The following is a 752-nucleotide window of genomic DNA, read 5'->3' as shown; positions in this document are numbered from 1 at the left end:
CGAGCGATGAGCATATCGCCTTCGCATCTGATGAGATCGCCACCGAAGTCGCGGCCAATGCGGACGGACACGCGGCGCAACACTGAGTACTTGCACGGCGTCATGCGGATCGAGGAACTCGCTTCCTGCACTCGTTTGCCGGATTGGGATCGAGCGTGTCTCTTCGCGCAAGGCTGGGCTTCATACCAGTGTCCCTCGAAGCCGCTGCTATCACAATGAGCTTTCTTTCTCTCTACTACTGTTCCGAAGCGCCAGTTCCACGTGGGTTACCAGGAGGTCGCCTACCGCCTGTGCCGCGGAGACGAGCGGAGTATTGCCGGAATAGATCAGGCATCCTGTCACATGGATCGGCGGATCTATGGCGATTAGCCTCAGATCGCGATGTCCCGGTATGTCCGGGAAGAAGATCTTCGGAACGATCACATTGCCAATACCAGCATTGACCAAGGAGAGCGCACTGGCGAACGTATCGACCTCCGCGATGCAGTTGGGAGTCAAACCGGCCCCTTGGAATGCCCGGTCCAGCACGCTGCGAACTCCGTTGGGTCGTGTCGGCAGCACAAGAGGAACGTGAGCCAGCCGCTCGAGCGAAATGGTATGCGCTACATCTTCCGCAAACGGTAGTCTTGCCATCGATAGTGGCTGATGAAAAAGCGGCTGTCGAGTAAAGCCTTGAATAGGCTCATCTTCCAAAAGGAAGCAGATATCGATCGCACGTGATGCGATAAGCGATCTCATGCGCAGAATGTCAC

General features: G+C 56.5%; 1 protein-coding gene. It reads right to left on the bottom strand.

Annotated features, from left to right (window positions below):
* Positions 1-210: 210 nt before the first annotated feature.
* On the bottom strand, positions 211-752 hold a 542-nt coding region (locus ACZYOF_RS44120; protein ID WP_463719641.1), incomplete at its 5' end, for a LysR substrate-binding domain-containing protein.

Source organism: Bradyrhizobium sp. LeoA1Lang (assembly GCF_055413685.1).
Note: the sequence above shows the minus strand (reverse complement) of the source record. Positions and strands in the feature narration are given on the sequence as shown.